This window comes from Flexivirga aerilata, from assembly GCF_013002715.1.
Classification (GTDB): domain Bacteria; phylum Actinomycetota; class Actinomycetes; order Actinomycetales; family Dermatophilaceae; genus Flexivirga; species Flexivirga aerilata.
Window position 1 is genome coordinate 486,204 of sequence record NZ_JABENB010000003.1, and the last position, 18,019, is coordinate 504,222.

16 protein-coding genes are annotated in these 18,019 nt (G+C 70.5%); 5 read left to right on the forward strand and 11 right to left on the reverse strand.

What is annotated here, in order from left to right; translation table 11 throughout:
- Nucleotides 1-25: 25 nt before the first annotated feature.
- The 4 genes from HJ588_RS17895 to HJ588_RS17910 are packed head-to-tail and all read right to left on the reverse strand — an operon-like array spanning nucleotide 26 to nucleotide 4,405.
- Nucleotides 26-697, reverse strand: a complete 672-nt coding sequence (locus HJ588_RS17895; RefSeq protein ID WP_171158179.1) for a GntR family transcriptional regulator — start codon at nucleotides 695-697, stop codon at nucleotides 26-28.
- Nucleotides 698-721: 24 nt separating this feature from the next.
- Entirely contained in the window at nucleotides 722-1,984 is a 1,263-nt protein-coding gene (locus HJ588_RS17900; RefSeq protein ID WP_171158182.1) for a M20 family metallopeptidase, read from the reverse strand.
- Nucleotides 1,981-3,180 (reverse strand): aminotransferase-like domain-containing protein, encoded by a 1,200-nt coding sequence (locus HJ588_RS17905; protein WP_171158184.1) that lies wholly within the window; start codon nucleotides 3,178-3,180, stop codon nucleotides 1,981-1,983. Before HJ588_RS17905 ends, HJ588_RS17900 begins: the two co-directional genes overlap by 4 nt.
- 1 nt (nucleotide 3,181) lies before the next feature.
- Nucleotides 3,182-4,405 (reverse strand): M24 family metallopeptidase, encoded by a 1,224-nt coding sequence (locus HJ588_RS17910; RefSeq protein WP_343036788.1) that lies wholly within the window; start codon nucleotides 4,403-4,405, stop codon nucleotides 3,182-3,184.
- Nucleotides 4,406-4,469: 64 nt separating this feature from the next.
- Between HJ588_RS17910 and HJ588_RS17915 the strand changes: the two genes are divergently transcribed.
- Both HJ588_RS17915 and HJ588_RS17920 read left to right on the forward strand, forming a co-directional pair.
- Nucleotides 4,470-5,447, forward strand: coding sequence for an NAD(P)-dependent oxidoreductase (locus HJ588_RS17915; RefSeq protein ID WP_171158187.1), 978 nt, complete (start codon nucleotides 4,470-4,472; stop codon nucleotides 5,445-5,447).
- A 4-nt stretch (nucleotides 5,448-5,451) separates the two neighbouring features.
- Complete coding sequence (locus HJ588_RS17920; RefSeq protein ID WP_171158190.1) at nucleotides 5,452-6,432, forward strand: pyridoxal-phosphate dependent enzyme; 981 nt, start codon at nucleotides 5,452-5,454, stop codon at nucleotides 6,430-6,432.
- Here HJ588_RS17920 and HJ588_RS17925 read toward each other — a convergent pair.
- Genes HJ588_RS17925 through iolD form a run of 7 tightly spaced genes read right to left on the reverse strand, consistent with a single transcriptional unit; the run spans nucleotide 6,420 to nucleotide 14,622 of the window.
- The gene (locus HJ588_RS17925) at nucleotides 6,420-6,776 is read right to left on the reverse strand and encodes a DUF3817 domain-containing protein (protein WP_171158192.1); all 357 of its coding nucleotides are present in this window, start codon (nucleotides 6,774-6,776) and stop codon (nucleotides 6,420-6,422) included. The two genes, HJ588_RS17920 and HJ588_RS17925, sit on opposite strands and share 13 nt — an antisense overlap.
- A gap of 29 nt (nucleotides 6,777-6,805) precedes the next feature.
- Complete coding sequence (gene uvrB, locus HJ588_RS17930; RefSeq protein ID WP_171158194.1) at nucleotides 6,806-8,923, reverse strand: excinuclease ABC subunit UvrB; 2,118 nt, start codon at nucleotides 8,921-8,923, stop codon at nucleotides 6,806-6,808.
- A gap of 57 nt (nucleotides 8,924-8,980) precedes the next feature.
- Nucleotides 8,981-9,949 (reverse strand): Gfo/Idh/MocA family protein, encoded by a 969-nt coding sequence (locus HJ588_RS17935; protein WP_171158197.1) that lies wholly within the window; start codon nucleotides 9,947-9,949, stop codon nucleotides 8,981-8,983.
- A complete protein-coding gene (locus HJ588_RS17940) occupies nucleotides 9,946-10,872 on the reverse strand; it encodes a TIM barrel protein (RefSeq protein ID WP_171158199.1) in 927 nt (308 codons plus the stop codon). The genes HJ588_RS17935 and HJ588_RS17940 overlap by 4 nt, the downstream gene beginning before the upstream one ends.
- Entirely contained in the window at nucleotides 10,869-11,777 is a 909-nt protein-coding gene (iolB, locus tag HJ588_RS17945) for a 5-deoxy-glucuronate isomerase (protein WP_171158202.1), read from the reverse strand. The genes HJ588_RS17940 and iolB overlap by 4 nt, the downstream gene beginning before the upstream one ends.
- Nucleotides 11,774-12,721, reverse strand: coding sequence for a 5-dehydro-2-deoxygluconokinase (gene iolC / locus HJ588_RS17950; protein WP_171158204.1), 948 nt, complete (start codon nucleotides 12,719-12,721; stop codon nucleotides 11,774-11,776). Before iolC ends, iolB begins: the two co-directional genes overlap by 4 nt.
- Complete coding sequence (gene iolD, locus HJ588_RS17955; protein ID WP_171158206.1) at nucleotides 12,718-14,622, reverse strand: 3D-(3,5/4)-trihydroxycyclohexane-1,2-dione acylhydrolase (decyclizing); 1,905 nt, start codon at nucleotides 14,620-14,622, stop codon at nucleotides 12,718-12,720. The genes iolC and iolD overlap by 4 nt, the downstream gene beginning before the upstream one ends.
- A gap of 72 nt (nucleotides 14,623-14,694) precedes the next feature.
- On the opposite strand from iolD, the gene HJ588_RS17960 reads away from it, so the two are divergent.
- The 3 genes from HJ588_RS17960 to HJ588_RS17970 are packed head-to-tail and all read left to right on the forward strand — an operon-like array spanning nucleotide 14,695 to nucleotide 18,016.
- Nucleotides 14,695-15,951, forward strand: a complete 1,257-nt coding sequence (locus tag HJ588_RS17960) for a threonine/serine exporter family protein (protein ID WP_171158208.1) — start codon at nucleotides 14,695-14,697, stop codon at nucleotides 15,949-15,951.
- A gap of 21 nt (nucleotides 15,952-15,972) precedes the next feature.
- Nucleotides 15,973-16,725 carry an SDR family NAD(P)-dependent oxidoreductase gene (locus HJ588_RS17965; RefSeq protein WP_171158210.1) on the forward strand — a complete coding sequence of 251 codons (753 nt, stop codon included), beginning with the start codon at nucleotides 15,973-15,975 and terminating at the stop codon, nucleotides 16,723-16,725.
- On the forward strand, nucleotides 16,718-18,016 hold the full coding sequence (locus HJ588_RS17970; protein ID WP_171158213.1) for a cation:proton antiporter domain-containing protein: 1,299 nt from the start codon (nucleotides 16,718-16,720) through the stop codon (nucleotides 18,014-18,016). The genes HJ588_RS17965 and HJ588_RS17970 overlap by 8 nt, the downstream gene beginning before the upstream one ends.
- The last annotated feature ends 3 nt before the right edge of the window (nucleotides 18,017-18,019 follow it).

The window sequence follows — 18,019 nt, forward strand, 5'->3', positions numbered from 1 at the left end:
GCGAGCCGCTGGATGCCGGGTCGCGCTACCGGGCCGTCAGGCGCTCGACCGCGTCGGCCATGTGCAGCTGAAGGAGCCGGTCGGTCTCAGCCGGATCACCGTCGATGAACGACTGTGCGATTGCTCGGTGTTCGGCCACCCGCACCTCGTCGCCCTCGTAGGTCGGATCGAGCGCGTGGATGCCCATCCGGGTCTCGGTGAGCAGCGTCCGGTGCATCCGCGACAGCCGAGGGCTGCCGGCGAGACGGACCAGCAGGTCGTGGAACTCGATGTCGGCGGCACCGACACCGGTCGGGTCGTCGGCCTCGGCGGTCGCGCTCATGGCGTCGGTGATCTCCATCAGCGCCGCGCCCGCCTCCTGGGCGTCACCGCGGTGGATCTGCTCCGCGGCCGCCCGCTCGACGGCCTGCCGGGCGACATACATGTCACGCACCCGCTCCGGCGTCATCTCGATCACGAACAGACCCCGGTTGCGGATCGACAGCAGCAGTCCCTCCTGGGTGAGGCGCTGCAACCCCTCGCGAAGCGGGCCGCGGCTGACCCCGAGCTGCCGCGCCAGGTCGGCCTCGCCGAGCTGGCTGCCGGGCGGCAGGTCGCCGCGCTCGATCGCGTCGCGCACCCGGTCGGCGACCATCGCCGCGGTCGACTGGCGAAACACCGGCTCGAGTGGGCGTCTTTCGGCCTCCGCGCTGGTCATCTCCCTGCTCTCCTCATCCTCCGGTCAGCACATTACTGGCTCGTATGGCGCAGGCCCGCGCCCCACCACGCCGCCGAGCAGGCGGATCGCGACTCGCACGTAGGTGCGCGCGGCCACGAGCAGCTCCCCGATCGGCACCGACTCGTCCGGCCGATGGGCCTGGTCGTTGACCGATCCGGGTCCGAGCACCACAGTGGGCACGCCGAGGTCGCGGCTGACGAAGCCGCCGTCGCACGCGGCGGTCCAGCCACCCGGCGGCCGGCCGGGCCCACCGGATCGCGCGAGCGACTCGTCCACGACCGTCACGAACCGGTCGTCCGCCGAGGTCTCGAAGCCGGGCATGCTCATCGGCAGCTGCACCTGCACCGTGAGGTCGTCCCGCTCCAGCCCCAGTCGCTCGATGCGGGCCACGACCTGCGCGAGCACGGCCTGCGGGTCCTCACCGGGCAGCAGTCGCCGGTCGGCCTGGACCCGGCAGGCGGCGGGGACGATCGCGGTGCCCTGTCCCCCGCTCACGATGCCGACGCTCCAGGTCGCCGGGCCCGCGAGCGGGTGTGGCGTTGCTGCGAGTTCGTCGTTCCACGCCCGCAGCGATTCGATGACCCGGGCTGCCCCGTAGATGGCGTTCCGCCCGTCCGAGGGCCGGCCGGCGTGCGCCGCCCGGCCGTGCACGGTGATGTCGAGGTAGCAGTCGCCGCGGGCCGCGACGATCGTCTGCAGATCGGTGGGCTCGGCGGTGATGCACCCGAGGTAGGCAGGGTGCGCTCCAGCCGCCATGAACCTGCGGATGCCGAGGCCGCCCTCCTCCTCGTCGACGGTCGCCGCCAGCTCGACCCGGCCGGTCAGGGCGGTGCCGGTCTCTCGCGCGCCGCGCTGGACCGCGTCCATCGCGACGACGCACGCGGCGAGACCGCCGAGCATGTCGCTGGTACCGCGGCCGAGGATGCGCCCGTCCCGCACGTCGCCGCCGAACGGATCGACCGACCAGCCGTCGCCGACCGGCACGACGTCGGTGTGCCCCAGCAGCAACAGCCGCGCCCCGTCGCCACCGTCGGTCGTGGCCAGGACGTTGTCCCGCCCGGGCGCCGCCGGGTCGGTGCGCACCGACAGGCCCCGGTCCCGGCAGGCGGCGACGAGCGCGGCGACCCTGGCCTCCTCCTCGCCCGGCGGGTTCTGTCCGCGACAACGCACCAGGGTCTGGGTCAGTGCGACCAGGTCCGCCTCGTCGACCAGCGACAACGCGGTCCGGGTCAACTGCGAAACCTCTTCTGCTGCAACGTCACTCATCGCCGCGAGCCCATCCGGTCGACGGCTCTGCGCAGCCGGGCGATGCCCTCGCGGATGCGGTCGGGCGTGCTGGACGCGAAGCACAGCCGGAGCGCATTGGGGAAGCGCTTGCTCGGCGAGAACGCATTGCCCGGGATGAAGGCGACGCCCTCGGCCAGGGCGATCTCGAAGAGCGCCTCGGTGTCGACCTCGCCGCCGAAGGTCACCCAGAGGAAGAAGCCGCCCTCGGGGTCGGTCCAGCGCGCCATACCGTCGAAGTGCTCGGTGAGGGCGTCCTGCATCGCCCGCTTGCGCGCGCCGTACGCCGTCCGCTGCGCGATCAGGTGCTCGCCCAGGTGGCCGCCGGCGAGGAAGCCGCCGACCAGGCGCTGCATCGGCAGGTTGGTGCAGGTGTCCATGGCCTGCTTGGCGTTGATCAGCAGGTGCTGCAGCGCCGGATCGGCGTCGACCCAGCCGACGCGCAGGCCGGGCGCGATGATCTTGGAGAAGGTGCGCACCGCGAACACCAACGGGTCGCCGTCCGCGAGCGTCAGCAGCGACGGGATGTCCGTGCCGGCGAAGCGGAGCATGCCGTAGGGGTCGTCGTCGATCAGGACGCTCCCCCATCGGCGGCTCAGCTCCAGCAGCCGCTCCCGGCGCTCCCGCGACAGGGAAGCACCGGACGGGTTCTGAAAGGTCGAGATCGCATAGATCGCCTTCGGCGTGCGCCCCGCCTGCTCGACGAGCTCGGCGAGCCGGTCGACCTGCAACCCGTCCTCGTCCACCGGCGCCTCGAGCAACTCGGCCTGATAGGACAGTGCGGTCGCGGATCCGTTGGTGTACGTGGGTGATTCGACGATGACGAGGTCGCCGGGGTCGACGAAGAGTTTGAACGCGAGGTCGAGTCCCTGCATGCCGCCGGCGGTGATCGTCAGCCGTTCCGGGGTGGTGGGTTCGCCCGTCTCGGCGAGCGCACCGAGCAGTGCTTCGCGCAGCATCGGGTCGCCTTCCGTGGCGGCGTAGTCGAACGCGTCCGGCCGGCCGAGCTGATCGTCGGCGATGCCGTGCAGGATGCCGGCCGGGATCGCCTCGGGCGCAGGGCTGCCCATCGCGAAGCGCACGATGTCGTGCCGCTGCTGGGCCAGCAGGGACGTGCTCGAGTCGATGACCGAGCCGACCAGGTCGGTGGTGCGGGTTGCCAGGGGCAGCGTGCTCATGTCACTCCTTCGCCGTCAGGCCGCGGGGCACATCGGTCAGCAGGTCGGGACCGTCCGGTCCCACCAGCAGCGACTCCGAGGTCTCATAACCCCAGCCATCCATCCACATGCCGAGGATGATGTGGAAGGCCATGTCCTGCTCGATCTCCGTCTCGTCCTCGGCCCGCACGCTCATCGTGCGCTCACCCCAGTCGGGCGGGTAGCCGATGCCGATCGAGTAGCCGATGCGCGACTCCTTGGAGAGCCCGTACTTCCCGATGGTGTCGGTGAAGGCCCGGTGTACGTCGCAGGTGCGCATGCCGGGACGCAGCTGCTCGAGCAGCGCGACCATCCCCTCGTTGGTCGCCTCCGCACAGTCGACGAGCTGCCGCGGCGCCTTGCCGAGTACGACGGTGCGCGCGAGCGGCGCGTGGTAGCGGTGGTAGACGCCGGCGAGTTCGATGGTGGTCGCCTCGCCGCGCTGCAGCTCCAGATCGCTCCAGGTCAGGTGTGGTGTGCCCGCGGTCTCCCCGGTCGGCAGCATCGGCACGATCGCCGGGTAGTCGCCGCCGAGCTTGCGGGCGCCGAGCGCCTGGGCGTGCTGGATCTCGGCGACCACGTCGCACTGCCGGCGCCCGGGTTCGAGCTCGCGCAGTGCGGTCTCCATCACGCACTGCGCGATTTCCCCTGCCTTGTGGAGCTTTTCGCGCTCCAGCGCCGACTTGCGCACCCGCACCCAGTTGACGAGTTCGTTGCTGTCGACGAGGGCCGATCGCTTCAGCCCGGACTGCAGCGCGAGGTAGCTGCGCACCGAGAAGAAGTGGGCGTCGAGCTCCGCCGCGACATACTCCTCGGGGTCGTCGACGAGCACGCCGAGCTCGAGCGCCCGGTCGACGACCCAGTCGAACGGGTGCACGTCGGAGCGGTTGACCAGGTGGTCGGGGTAGCCGTGGATCCGGTCCCGCGGGAGGAACGCCGTGTAGTGCGCGCCGGCGGCGTCCATGGTGCGCGTGAACAGGTGGCAGTCGCCCTCGGCCGGGACGATCAGGCACTGCGGCATGTAGAACGACCAGGCGTTGTAGCCGGTCAGGTAGTAGAGGTTGGCCGGGTCGGCCACGACCAGGCTGCTGAGGGATCGCTGCGCCATGCGGTCCTGCACGGCGCGCAGCCGGGTGCGGTATTCCTGCTCGGGGAACGGCCGGGAACGCAAGGTGCCGGATGCGGCGGCGGGGGACGTCTGGCTCACCCGATCATGGTGCATCTCGAAATGATTGTTGACAATCTTCACGCGCTCCCTCTTGAGTGAGCAGGTGACTTCGCCACCCACGATCCTGGTGCTGACCACTCCTGACCTCGGCGTGCCGGCCGAGCTGGGGACGCTGGGGCCCCGCACGACGATCCGGGCGACCGACGCGGCGGGCCTCGCCGATGCGATCGCGGGCGTCGACGCGCTGCTGCTCTGGGACTTCTTCTCCCCCGCGGTCGCATCGGCCTGGCAGCGTGCCGATCGGCTGCGATGGATCCACGTCGCGGCCGCCGGGGTCGACCGCCTGCTCTTCCCGCAGTTGCAGGAGTCGGACGTGGTGGTGACCAACGCGCACGGGGTCTTCGACCGGCACATCGCCGAGTTCGTGCTCGCCTCACTGCTGGCGCACACCAAGCTGCTGCACGAGAGCCGGCAGCTCCAGCAGGAGCACGTATGGCGGCACCGCGAGCCGCTCCCCCTGCACGGCACCCGGGCGCTGGTGGTCGGCACGGGTGGCATCGGCCGCGGCATCGCCCGGCTGCTCGGTGCCGTCGGCGTCGAGGTGACCGGTGCCGGGCGAACCGCTCGCACCGGAGACGGCGACTTCCGGACGATCCTGCCGAGTGACCAATTGCCCTCGTATGTCGGCGAATTCGACCACATCGTCAACGTCACTCCACTCACGCCGCAGACGCGCGGACTGTTCGATCGGCAGGTGTTCGACGCGATGCGGCCCACGGCATACTTCGTCAACGTCGGGCGCGGGGCGAGCGTGGTCGAGGCCGACCTGGTCGACGCGTTGCGCGCCGGCTCACTCGCGGGAGCAGCGCTGGACGTCTTCGAGCAGGAGCCGCTGCCCGCCGACTCGCCCCTCTGGGACGCGCCCGGAGTCGCGATCTCGCCCCACCTGTCCGGTGACGTGGTCGGCTGGCGGGCGCAGCTCGCCGCCCAGTTCGTGAGGCTGGCCGACCGTTTTCTGGACGGCGACGATCTCCCCGACCCGGTCGACAAGCGGCTCGGCTTCGTGGTGCCGACGAGGTGACCCCGTGACCGACGCCGACCTGCCCGGTCTGCCCGACCTCCTCGACCTGCCCGACCTCGCCGCGATCCGGCGAGCGGCCGGCCGGATCCGCGGCGACGTGCGCCGCACCAGCCTAATGACGAGCGCGCAGCTGTCCGACCGCACCGGTGCCGACGTGCGGCTGAAGCTGGAGATCGAACAACCGACCGGCAGCTTCAAGGTGCGTGGTGCGGCCAACGCGATCCGCGCCGCGACGGAGCGCCGCCCGGTGCCCGGACTCACGACCGCGTCCACCGGCAACCACGCTCGGGCGGTCTCCTACGTGGGGGCGCGCCTCGGGCTACCCGTCACCGCATTTCTCGCCGCCGGCGTCCCGGCCGACCGGGTGCGCGCGCTCGAGCAACTGGGCGCGACCGTCGACCGCTCCACCGCCGACCAGACCGCGGCGATCGACGCCGCGGCGACACTGGCCGCAGAGCGGGGCTATGAGTTCGTGCCGCCGTTCGACCACCCCGACGTCATCGGCGGCCAGGGCACGATCGGACTCGAGCTGTGCGAGGACCTGCCCGACCTCGACGTCGTGCTGGTGCCGGTGTCCGGCGGCGGCCTGATCGCCGGCATCGGCTTGGCAGTCACAGCGATTGCGCCGCGGGTGCGGGTGGTCGGCGTGTGCGCCGAGCGCGCCGACGCCATGCGCCGTTCGCTCGCCGCGGGCCACCCGGTGCCGGTGCCGGAGGTCGACACCGTCGCGACCTCGCTGCTCGGTGACCTCGGCCCGGACAACCGCTACACGTTCCGAGCAGCGCAGACGGTCATCGACGACCTGGTCACGGTCGACGACGATCAGCTCCGCGCCGCGATGGGACGCCTGCACGCCGAGGACGGCCTCGTCGTGGAGGGCGCCGCGGCGGCAACGGCGGCCGCACTGTGGGCGGCGGGTGACCGGTGGCGAGGACGGCAGGTCGCCGCGCTCGTCACCGGCAACGCGGTGGCTCAGCGGCCCTGACGGCCGGCGAGCAGGCCCTTGCGCTCGGCGCGGCGCTCGAACCAGATCGTCATCAGCGGCGGGATGCTGCTGACCAGCCCGAGCAGCGACTCCTTGCCGGGCCACTTGTGGCTCACGGAGACCCAGATGAGGCTCAGCACGTAGAGGATGAAGATCGTGCCGTGGATCGGCCCGAAGATGCGCACGCCGAGGTCGCCGGACTGCACGATCCACTTGAAGAACATGCCGATCAGCAGACCGATCCAGGACACCGCCTCGGCGAACGCGGTGATCTTGAAGGCCAGTGCGGCCTTGCCGGCGGCGGCGCGCGGGCGCGTGTCGTGGTCGTCAGCGGTTGCGGTCATGCCGACATCCTACGTGGCGTAGTAGATCGCTACTTGGTCGCCTCGGTCATCTGCCGCAGCTCCTTCTTGAGGTCGCCGAGCTCGTCGCGCAGCCGAGCCGCGAGCTCGAAGTGCAGGTCGGCCGCCGCCTGGTGCATCTGCTCGGTCAGCTCCTGGATCAGCCCGGACAGGTCGGACGCGGGCAGTCCGGACACCCGGCCCCCGGTCGCGACGTCGGTGTCCGCGGCCGCCGCGCCGCGGCCGTTGCCGCGCTTGGGGCTCTTGCCGCGCGACTGCACCCGGCCGCTGCCGATCAGCCCCTCGGTGTCGGCGTCCTCGCGCTGCAGCATGTCGGTGATGTCGGCGATCTTCTTGCGCAACGGCTGCGGGTCGACGCCGGCCGCCTTGTTGTAGGCGAGCTGCTTCTCCCGGCGCCGGCCGGTCTCGTCGATCGCCTCCTGCATGGAGGGGGTGATCGTGTCGGCATACATGTGCACCTGGCCGCTGACGTTGCGAGCTGCGCGGCCGATGGTCTGGATGAGCGACCGCGCCGAGCGCAGGAAGCCCTCCTTGTCGGCGTCGAGGATGCTGACCAGCGACACCTCCGGCAGGTCCAGACCCTCGCGCAGCAGGTTGATGCCGACCAGCACGTCGAACTCGCCGAGTCGCAGCTCGCGCAGCAGCTCCACACGGCGCAGCGTGTCGACCTCGGAGTGCAGGTAGCGGACGCGGACCCCCTTCTCCAACAGGTAGTCGGTCAGGTCCTCGGCCATCTTCTTGGTCAGCGTGGTCACCAGGACCCGCTCGTCCTTCGCGGTGCGCTCGTTGATCTCGTGCAGCAGGTCGTCGATCTGGCCCTTCGTCGGCTTCAGCACGATCTCCGGGTCGACGAGGCCGGTCGGGCGGATGACCTGCTCGACATACTCACCGCCGGCCTTGGCGAGCTCGTAGTCGCCCGGTGTCGCCGACAGATAGACGGTCTGGCCGATGCGCTCCAGGAACTCCTCCCAGCGCAGCGGCCGGTTGTCCATCGCGCTCGGCAGGCGGAAGCCGTGATCGACCAGCTGCCGCTTGCGGGACATGTCGCCCTCGTACATCGCGCCGATCTGCGGGACGGTCTGGTGCGACTCGTCGATGACGAGCAGGAAGTCCTCGGGGAAGTAGTCGAGCAGGCAGTTGGGGGCACTGCCCGGCCCGCGGCCGTCGATGTGCCGCGAGTAGTTCTCGATGCCGGAGCAGGACCCGACCTGGCGCATCATCTCGATGTCGTAGGTCGTGCGCATCCGCAGCCGCTGGGCCTCCAGCAGCTTGTTCTGCTTCTCCAGCGTCTTGAGGCGGTCCTCCAGCTCGGCCTCGATCGAGCTGATCGCGCGCTCCATCCGCTGCGGCCCGGCGACGTAGTGCGAGGCGGGGAAGACATACATCTCCTGCTCCTCGCGCACCACCTCGCCGGTCAGCGGGTGCAGGGTGTAGATGCGCTCGATCTCGTCGCCGAAGAACTCGATGCGGATCGCGAGCTCCTCGTAGACCGGGATGATCTCGACGGTGTCGCCCCGCACCCGGAAGGTGCCGCGGGTGAAGGCCAGGTCGTTGCGGGTGTATTGCATCTGCACGAACCTGCGCAGCAGGTCGTCGCGGTCGATCCGCGATCCGACCTTGAGCGCCTGCATCCGGTCGACGTACTCCTGGGGCGTGCCGAGGCCATAGATGCACGACACAGACGCGACCACGATCACGTCGCGCCGGGTGAGCAGCGAGTTGGTCGCGCTGTGCCGCAGACGCTCGACCTCGTCGTTGATCGACGAGTCCTTCTCGATGTAGGTGTCGGTCTGCGGGATGTACGCCTCGGGCTGGTAGTAGTCGTAGTAGGAGACGAAGTACTCGACCGCGTTGTTGGGCAGCAGCTCGCGGAACTCGTTGGCCAGCTGCGCCGCCAGGGTCTTGTTGGGCGCCATCACCAGGGTCGGGCGCTGCACCTGCTCGATGAGCCAGGCGGTGGTCGCCGACTTGCCGGTGCCGGTGGCGCCGAGCAGCACGGTGTCCTGTTTGCCGGACTTGACCCGCTCGGCGAGGTCGGCGATGGCGGTGGGCTGGTCACCGCTCGGGGAATATTCGGAGACGACTTCGAACGGCGCAACCCGGCGCTGCAGATCGGTGGTTGGGCGCATAGCGTCAATCTAAACGTCGGCACCGACACGGCGATTCCCGAAGGGGCAGATCGACGCTCAGCGGTAGAGCGCGGGACGCTCCATCAACTCGACCGGCACCGTCGCGCCGCCGTCGGCCAGCGCCCGCACGCCCGCGTCGCAGACCGCGGCCGCGGCATACCCGTCCCAGGCGGTCGGGCCGTCCTGCACCCCGCGGGTGACAGAGCCCGCCCACTGCCGCAGCTCGGCGACGAAGGCCGGGCCGAACCGCGCGTTGTGGTCCATCCCCTGCGGCCCGTCGCCGAGCCGCATCGTGCCGGTCTCGGCCACTACCTCGCAGCCGACGTCGTAGGAGTGCCGGTTGTTGACGAAGATCTCGACACCGACCCACACCCCCGAGGCGCTGGTGAGGACCAGCACCAACGGGTCCTGCAGCTGCGTGCACCGGTGACGGGTCGGGCGCGGGCGGTCGACGCGGGCCGAGCAGATCTCCTCGCCGAGCAGCCACCGGACGATGTCGATGTCGTGGATGCCGGTGTCGGTGATCGACATCTCGCGGGTGTAGCGCTCGGGCACCCGCGGGTTGTGGTGCCGGCTGTGCACGATCAGTGGCGCACCGAACTCGCCGGACGCCACGGTGTCCCGCAGGTGCCGGTATGCCGCATCGAACCTGCGCATGAAGCCGACCGTCACGAGCCGTTCGCCGCGAGCCTGCTCGGCCCGCATGATCTCGGCGCAGTCACCCGCCGAGGGAGCCAGCGGCTTCTCGCAGAAGACCGGCTTGCCCCTCTCGATCGCCGTGATGACGGCAGGGGCGTGCGCCGGCCCGGAGCTGCAGACCAGCACGGCGTCGACCTCCCGCGCGGCGATCAGGTCGCGCGGGTCGGCGAAGGGGACGGCGCCGAACTCGGCGGCGACCCGAGCAGCGTGCTCCGGATCGAGGTCGCTCACCCCGGTGATCTCCACGCCCGGCACCTGCGTGGCCAGCCGGGTCAGATGTGACCGTCCCATCGCACCCAGGCCGATCATGCCGACGCGCACCGTCATTCCTGCTCTCGCGCTTGCGGATTCGCGGGATCCCCGAGCCCGTGCGCTGCGAGATAGCGGCGGGTGCGGATCGCGTTGGGCAGCGGGTATGCCGAATCGCACGGATACATGTCCTGCTCGCAGATGCAGTAGAGCGGCTTGTCGAGCGCACCCAGCGCGTCGATGACCGAGGGCAGGTCGGGCTCGCCCGCGGGTGGTGCGACCGACGCGTGGTGGGCGACGGCCTTCGCGAAACTCCAGTCCTCGTCGTGCGCTCGGCGCACGACGGCCGGATCCATCGCCTTGATGTGCACGTAGGAGATGCGGTCGGGATAGCTGCGGATCAGGTCGAGGTTGTCGCCCCCGCCATACACGATGTGACCGGTGTCGAGGCAGAAGCCGACGTATGACGGGTCGGTCGCTCCGAAGACGCGATCGATGTCCTCCCGGGTCTCGATGTGCGAGTCACCGTGGGGGTGCAGCACCAGCTGCAGACCGTAGTCCTCCTTCATGATCCGCCCGAGGCGGTTGGCGTTGTCGACGTAGAGCTCCCACGCATGGGCGGAAAGGGTTCTCTCGTCGATGAATTCGCCGGTGTGCTCGTCGCGGAACATCGGCGGAAGGTGCACGACGAACTCCGCACCGAGAGCGGCGTGGGTCTCGGCGATGGCCCGAAAGGTGCGCTCGGTGTCCGGCCAGGCCTCCGCCTTGTGCAGCACACCCCACCCGGTGCCGGCGACGACTCGCATGCCGCGAGCGTCCAGCTCCGCTCCGAGTCGTGCGGGATCGGTCGGGAAGTAGCCGAAGGGCCCGGTCTCGAGCACCGAGAAGCCGGCCTCGGCCATCTCATCGAGGGCCGTCTGCCACGGGATCTGCCGGGGGTCGTCGGCAAACCACACGCCCCATTGGTCCGGGCAGACGCCGATCGTGAGCTGCTCGATCATCGGCCGCTCCCCTCCTCACGACCGAACGGCAGTCGTGCGTCTACGGATTCACCCTTCCACGTGGTGCGCACCCACGCGTGCGCGGGATCGTCGCGGATCAGCCAGACCCGTTCGTCATCCGGTCCGGCCATCACGTTGAGGTAGTAGAGGTCGTAACCGGGCGGCGCCATGGCCGGGCCGTGCCAGCCGTGCGGCACCAGCAGCACGTCGCCGTTGCGGACCGGGACGCGCACGTCGATCGGCCGGTCGTCCGTGCCCGAGATGCAGCAGTAGCCCATCGGATCCGACGCGGGCGGGGCAGTCGACGCGGCACGTGCCTCGAAGTAGTAGATCTCCTCCAGCTCCGACTCCTCGCCGGGCCGGTGTTCGTCGTGCTTGTGCGGCGGATAGGAGCTCCAATTGCCGGACGGGGTGATCACCTCGCAGGCGATGATCGAACTCCCCGGCATGACGTCGGGGGTGCCGAAGTTGTGCACCTGACGCGAGCACGCGCCGGCGCCGCGCAGCTCGATCGGCACCTCGCTGCCCCGGACGACGGCGAACGGCACGTCGGCCTTGGCGCGGGCGGCACAGAGCGCGACCCGGACGTCGCCGACGGCGCGCAGGAGGAAGGACCGCCCCCTCGGCAGGTAGGCGCAGTCCGCGACGCCGTGGAAGACCGACGCTCGGCCGGCGAGAGTCTCGCGGCGGCCGTCGGCCTCCACCTCGACGTCGCCCCCGGACAGCGGCAGCACGATGTATTCGTCGGCGCCGGACACGATCCTTCGAGTCTCGCCGTCGGCCAGGTCGGCGACCAGCAATCCAGTGTGTTTCCAGGCACTTCCGTCGGGCCGGATCGCCACGTCGTACCCGTCCTCCCGGGACAAGCCGAGCGGACGGAACCACCCGCCTGCGTCGAGGCTCATCGTCGTCCACCCGCGTCCTCGACGAAAGCATCGAGCTCGGCGCTCGTCGGCATCGCCGCGCTGCACTCCAGGCGGGCAGCGACCATGGCTCCGGCGGCATTCGCGCGACGCACCGCATCGACGACCGGGAGGCCGTCGAGCAGACTCGCGCAGAACGCTCCGCCAAAGGCATCGCCTGCGCCGAGGCCATTGACCACGTCGACCGAAACCGCTGGTATCACTTCGGATTCACGATCGGTGCGGACGAGCACACCGCGTGGCCCCTGTTTCACGACGGCGATGCGCACACCTCTGTCCAGCAGGGCGGCCGCCGCCCGCTCCGGATCTCGCTCCCCCACTGCCACCTCGCACTCGTCGCGGTTGCCGATCGCGATCGTGCAGTGCGAGAGCGCCTCCCCCGCCGCCGCACGCGCATCGCTGACGTCGTCCCAGAACATCGGCCGGTAGTCGAGGTCGATCACCGTGTGGTCGGTCCGCCGACGCACCTCCCAGGCGTGCCGGTGGGCGTCCCGGCTGGGCTGCCGCGACAACCCGGTGAGGGTCGACCAGTAGATCGGGACCGCACGCACCACATCGGCGGGGATCTCCGCGGGCTCGATGCACAGATCGGGCGCGATCGGCAATCGGTAGAAGTACAAAGGGAATTCGTCTGGCGGGAAGATCTCGCAGAAGGTCACGGGGGTCGGCAGGTCCGGCACCGCGACCACCCACTCGTCGTCGACGCCGAAGTCGCGGAGAGCGCGGTGGACGAATCGACCGAAGGGATCATTCCCGGTGCGGGTGATCACCGCGGCGCGCTTGCCGAGCCGGGCCGCGGCCACCGCGACATTGGTGGCGCTGCCGCCCAGGAACTTGCCGAAGGTCTCGACGTCCTCCAGACGCGACCCGACCTCGCGTGGATAGATGTCGACCCCCACCCTGCCGATGGTGAGCACCTCGATCACAGGTAGTCCCGCTGCTCGCTCTTGGCAGCCTCGTAGGCCGCGCGAGCCGCCTGCGTGCCGGCCACGTCACTCACCTCGGCCACCGGCACGTCCCACCATGCGGTGCTCGGCGGATGCGGCCCGTAGAGATCGGTCTCGATGTAGAGCACGACCGGGCCGTCGAGCCGTGCGGCCTTCTCGTAGTTTGCCCGGAACTCCTCGATCCCGTTGCACCGCAACACCTCCACGCCCCAGCTCGCGGCGTTGGCGGCCAGGTCGAACGGCACCTGCTCGCCGTCGAGACGCCCGGTCCGCCGATCCCTCATCCGGTATCGCGTGCCGAACCGTCCGCTCCCGACGGACTCGCTCAGCGCGCCGATCGACGCGAAGCCGTGGTTCTGCAGCAGCACGACGATCACCTTCAGTTGCTCGGCGACGATCGTGGCGAGTTCCATCGGCAGCATCTGGTAGGAGCCGTCGCCGACGACAGCCACGACCTGACCCTCGTCGCCCTTTGCCATGCGCACGCCCATCGCCGCCGGGATCTCGTAACCCATGCAGGAGTAGGCGTATTCGAGGTGATACTGCTCCGGCGTGGACGCTCGCCACAAGCACTGCAGGTCCCCCGGCATCGAGCCGGCGGCGTTGACCAGCACATCGTGCGGACCGAGCAATGCGTTGAGCGCACCGAACACCTCGGTCTGCGCCGGCAACGGCTCGTGATCGAGGTGATAGCAGTCGTCGACCACTTGCTGCCATTGCGCGCTGCGCTGCCCGATCTCGGTGCGATAGTCCTCGTCGATCACGTAGCCGTCGAGCGCCGTGCGCAGCGCGGTCAGGCCCGCTCGCGCGTCGGCGACGAGGGCGATCGCGGAGTGCTTGGCCGCGTCGAGGGCCAGTACGTTGAGGTTGACGAACCGCACCTCGGGGTCGGCGAAGACCGTGCGGCTCGCGGTGGTGAAGTCGCTGTAGCGGGTGCCGACCCCGATCACCAGATCCGCCCGGCGAGCGATCTCGTTGGCCGCACCGCTGCCGGTCGCCCCCACTCCCCCGACGGACGAGGGGTGGTCCCAGTTGACCGCACCCTTACCCGCCTGGGTGTCGGCCACGGGAATGCCTGTCTCCGTGGCGAATTCGCGCAACGCCTCGGATGCTTCGGCATACACCGTGCCACCGCCGGCAATCACCAGGGGTCGCCGGGCGTTGCGGATAGCGGCCACAGCGCGCTCGACCGCCGCCGGCTCCGGCTCCTGCCGCGCCACGTGCCAGGTCCGGTCGGCGAAGAACCCGGCCGGCCAGTCGTGCGCCTCCGCCTGCACGTCCTGCGGCAGACACACCGTGACCGCGCCCGTCTCGGCAGGATCGGAGAGCACCCGCATCGCACCGAGCAGGCTCGGCACCAGTTGCTCCGGCCGGCTGACCCGGTCCCAGAAGCGCGAGACCGGCCGGAAGGCGTCGTTGACCGAGATATCCGGGCTACGAGGGTCTTCCAGCTGTTGCAGGGCTGGGTCGACGGCGCGGGTCGCGAACGTGTCGGAGGGGAGCAACAGCACCGGGAGACGGTTCGTCGTCGCCAGCGCGGCGCCGGTGACCATGTTCGTCGCGCCGGGCCCGATCGACGTGGTGACGGCGAGCGTTTGGAGGCGATGTGCGGTCTTGGCGAAGCCCGTGGCCGCGTGCACGGCACCCTGTTCGTTGCGCGCCAGGTAGTAGGGCATGTCGTTGACCCCATCGGCACCCGCCCGCAGTTCGGCCTCGTGCAGCGCCTGCCCGATGCCGGCGACGTTGCCGTGCCCGAAGATCCCGAACATCGCGGGGATCAGCCTGCGGCGCACGCCGTCCCGCTCGGTGTGCTGCGCAGCGAGGAAGCGCACAACCGCCTGGGCGACGGTCAACCGCACCGTCCCGTCACCGGTTGCCATACCTCACCTCTCTCGTGGGCCCTTCGAACCTCGCTGACCTCATTGTGGTCACACCTCCGCCATCATGTGCGTATGGCGATCGACCCGACCCGTGAGGTGTTGCTGCGGATCGGTGGCGCACTGCTCGCCGGGGCGGCCCCGGTGCCCGACGTCGAGGCGCAACTGATCGCGCTCGGCCACCGCCTCGGAGCTGCCGAACCGCGGGTGGCGGCGACCCCGACCGCCGTCTTCGTCAGCGTCGACGCCACGCACGACATGGCGCTGCAGACCGTGCACGGCTCGCTCCGCTTCGAGCAGATGTCGCGGGTGCAGGACGTCATCGACCGGTTGATGCGCCGCCGGATGCGCGCCGCGGAGGCGCTCGTCGCACTCGACGACATCGAGGCCATGCCGTCGACGCGGGCGCCCTTCCTCTGCGACCTGGCCGTGGTGCTGATCGGCATCGGCATCTGCTGCATCCTGCAGCCCACCTGGCGCGACCTCGGGGTCACCGCGGTGGCGTCGCTGCTCGTGGTCGGGCTGGTCTGGCTGAGCCGCCGGATCACCCTGGTCGGCACCCTGCTGCCACTCCTCGCATCCTTCGGGGTGGGCCTGCTCGTCCTGCAGGCCGACCGGCTGTGGCACCTCGACGGCACGTTGCGCACGATGGTGAGCGCGATCGCCGTGCTGCTGCCCGGGTCGGTCATCGTCACCGGTATGTCGGAGATCGCCTCCGGCGCAGCCGTCGCCGGCACCTCGCGACTCGTCTCCGGGATGGTGCAGCTGATGCTCTTCGCCGTCGGGCTGTTCGCCGCGGTGTCGGTGAGCAGCGACAGCCTGGACGTGCTGACCAACGTGCGCGCGCAGGAGCTGGGACCGCTTGCGCCATACCTCGGAGTTGCGTTGGTGGGCCTCGGGATCGTGCTTAACGTCGCCGCGTCGCGCAACGCGATCCCCTGGATCTTCGCGGTTCTCGCCCTCACCTTCGCCGTGCAGTCGACCGTGCAGTGGCTCGGCGGGGTGACCCTCGGCGGCCTCGCCGGCGCGATCGTCGCCTCGCTCGGGGCCGCGCTCGTGCACCGCTTCAGCGGCCGCCCCCTGCGCCTGGTCGTCTTCCTGCCCGCCTTCTGGCTGCTCGTGCCCGGCAGTCTCGGACTGCTCAGCACGGCCGAACTCGCCGCCGGTCACGACGGGCTGGCTGCCGTCTCGACCGCCGTCAGCGCGGTCGTGGCGGTCGCCGCCGGCACCCTCATCGGGAGTGCCGCGGGCCGTGCGCTCGACCGCCGACTCGACCCGGCGCCGCCGGAACTCCCCGAGCCGGTGGACGTCGCCGACGTCGACCGCCATTGATGCGCCTATAGATTGGGACGTATGACGCGACGCATCATCATCACCGGCGGCGGCACCGGCATCGGTCGCGCCGTGGCCCACCGCCTCCTCGTCGAAGAACCCGAACTCATCCTCGTCGGCCGGCGCGCGGACGTCCTGCAGTCCGCCGCCGACGAGCTCCGCGCGGTCGACGAGCAGGCCGACGTCACGACACGCAGCTGCGACCTCACCGACGCGGCGACCGTGCAGCAACTCGCCGACGATCTCGCCGGCGGTCCCGCCATCGACGTGCTGGTGGCGAATGCCGGGGGCAACTACGGGGTAGGAGCGGACGGTGATCTCACTGCCATCGCCCATGCCTGGCGCGCCGACTTCGACGGCAACGTGCTGTCCGCGGTGCTGCTCACCCATGCCCTCCTGCCGCACTTCGCGCGGCCTGGCGGCCGGATCGTGGCGATGAGCTCGATCGCCGCCCTGCGCGGCTCAGGGTCCTACGGCGCGGCCAAGGCCGCGGTCAACGCGTGGGTGCTCGACCTGGCGAATTCGCTGGCCTCCGAAGGGATCACCGCCAACGCGGTCGCACCCGGATTCGTCCCGGATACCGAGTTCTGGGCCGAGCGACTCGCCGCCGACCCGGACCTCGCCGCGTCCAGGGTCGGGACCATCCCGATGGGCCGGGCCGGCACACCGGACGAGGTCGCGGAGGCCGTCGCCTACCTCGCGTCGCCGGACGCGGGCTGGACGACCGGGCAGATCCTGCAGGTCAACGGCGGCACCCTGCTCGGCCGTGGTTGAGGGCCTCACCTTCCTGCTGCTCGGCATCGGCTTGTTGCTCGGTGTCGTGCTGCCCAATCTCGTGGCGGGCCGGGCGATCTCGGCGCCGCTGGTCCTGGTCGCCTTCGGCGGCCTGATCGGTCTGCTGCCCTTCCCGGACGGTGTGTCGCTCTCTCCGCTGGACCACCCCGAGATCACCCAGCACATCTCCGAGATCACCGTGCTGATCGCGCTCACCGGCGTCGGCCTCGCGCTCGACCGCCCTCTCACCTGGGCGAGGTCGACCTGGCGGCGGTGGTCGACGACCTGGCGGCTGATCTTCATCGCGATGCCGCTGACCATCGCGGCGACCGCGTGGCTCGGTTGGTGGGTGGCCGGCCTCGCGCCGGCGACGGCGTTGCTGCTCGCCGCGGCCCTGGCCCCGACCGATCCGGTGCTCGCCGCCGACGTGCAGGTCGAAGGGCCCACCACCGACCAGCACCCGGACGAGCTCGACGAGGAGGACGAGGTGCGCTTCGCGCTCACCTCCGAGGCCGGCCTCAACGACGGCGCGGCCTTCCCGTTCCTGTACGCCGCGATCGCGGTGCTGGCCGGCGGCTCGATCTGGTCCTGGGCGCCGCAGTGGATCGCGTGGGACCTGATCGCACGGACCGTGATCGGCGTCGTCGTCGGCTGGATCGTCGGTATGGCGTTGGCACGCATCGCATTCCGCGCGCCGAAGAACCTGCGCGTCTCCCGGCTGGGCGACCCGCTCCTCGTGGTCGCCGCTCCGTTCATCTCCTACGGACTGGGCGAGATCGCCCAGGGCTGGGCGTTCCTGTCGGTCTTCGTGTGCGCGGTCACGATGCGCTCGGCGGACCCGACCCACGAATACCACGAGGCCATGCACGGTGTGATCGAGCGGCTCGAGCGGCTCTTCACGCTCGTCATGCTGCTGCTGATCGGCGCCTCGCTGACCAACGGCCTGCTCGGCGACCTGACGCTGTCCGGCGCCGCGATCGGCGTGCTGCTGGTCTTCGTCGTACGGCCGGTGGTGGCGTGGATCTCGTTGTGGCAGCGCAAGGCCCAGGACTTCTCGGGTCCCGGCCACCTCGGTCCCCGCGAGCGGATCGCAGTTGCCTTCTTCGGCGTGCGCGGCATCGGCACCATCTACTACCTGGCCTATGCGACCGCACACCACGACTTCCCGGGCAGCGACCGCCTGTGGTCCATCGCGGCCTTCACGATCGCGTTGTCCGTCGTAGTGCACGGCGTTGCCGCGAGCCCGATGGTCGGGCGCCTCGACCGGATGCGAGGCGCGGCAGCCGCCTGATCG

Excerpts from the sequence above, each read along its gene's own strand:
- iolB (WP_171158202.1), bottom strand. The coding sequence starts at position 11,777 with ATGAGCCTCGACGCAGGCGGGTGGTTCCGTCCGCTCGGCTTGTCCCGG.
- HJ588_RS17925 (WP_171158192.1), bottom strand. The coding sequence starts at position 6,776 with ATGACCGCAACCGCTGACGACCACGACACGCGCCCGCGCGCCGCCGCC.
- HJ588_RS17895 (WP_171158179.1), bottom strand. The coding sequence starts at position 697 with ATGACCAGCGCGGAGGCCGAAAGACGCCCACTCGAGCCGGTGTTTCGC.
- HJ588_RS17960 (WP_171158208.1), top strand. The coding sequence starts at position 14,695 with ATGGCGATCGACCCGACCCGTGAGGTGTTGCTGCGGATCGGTGGCGCA.
- HJ588_RS17965 (WP_171158210.1), top strand. The coding sequence starts at position 15,973 with ATGACGCGACGCATCATCATCACCGGCGGCGGCACCGGCATCGGTCGC.
- HJ588_RS17905 (WP_171158184.1), bottom strand. The coding sequence starts at position 3,180 with ATGAGCACGCTGCCCCTGGCAACCCGCACCACCGACCTGGTCGGCTCG.
- uvrB (WP_171158194.1), bottom strand. The coding sequence starts at position 8,923 with ATGCGCCCAACCACCGATCTGCAGCGCCGGGTTGCGCCGTTCGAAGTC.
- HJ588_RS17940 (WP_171158199.1), bottom strand. The coding sequence starts at position 10,872 with ATGATCGAGCAGCTCACGATCGGCGTCTGCCCGGACCAATGGGGCGTG.
- iolD (WP_171158206.1), bottom strand. The coding sequence starts at position 14,622 with ATGGCAACCGGTGACGGGACGGTGCGGTTGACCGTCGCCCAGGCGGTT.
- HJ588_RS17935 (WP_171158197.1), bottom strand. The coding sequence starts at position 9,949 with ATGACGGTGCGCGTCGGCATGATCGGCCTGGGTGCGATGGGACGGTCA.
- HJ588_RS17900 (WP_171158182.1), bottom strand. The coding sequence starts at position 1,984 with ATGAGTGACGTTGCAGCAGAAGAGGTTTCGCAGTTGACCCGGACCGCG.